Source organism: Bacillus pretiosus (assembly GCF_051294775.1).
GTDB lineage: Bacteria > Bacillota > Bacilli > Bacillales > Bacillaceae_G > Bacillus_A > Bacillus_A wiedmannii.
In genome coordinates, this window is record NZ_JBPPHF010000312.1 from 1 (window position 1) to 295 (window position 295).

Consider the following 295-nt stretch of genomic DNA (forward strand, 5'->3'; position numbering starts at 1 on the left):
TTGTGTATAATAGACAGCCATTAACGGCAGAGATTACTACGAAAAAAGAAAATATTGACCCGAATGTGAAAGTACCAAAGGCGGATGTTTTTGATGTGAACTTTGCAGATGGTACATTTAAAGACAATTCATCATTTGGTACAAACGGTGATGTTAAGGGTAATGTGACTATTGAATATGATAAAGCATTGAAAAAGAATGTTATGAAGCTAAACGGAAAAGCAAATACATTTGGATAGCTTAGATTTTTATCAGCTCAATTAGTGTATGTAGGAATTACTTTTTGATTAGTTAC

At 32.2% G+C, this 295-nt stretch carries 1 pseudogene; it reads left to right on the forward strand.

The window, feature by feature from the left end:
- Positions 1 to 236, forward strand: a pseudogene (locus ACSG5Z_RS31025) (hypothetical protein); the annotation flags it as partial.
- Positions 237 to 295 lie beyond the last annotated feature (59 nt).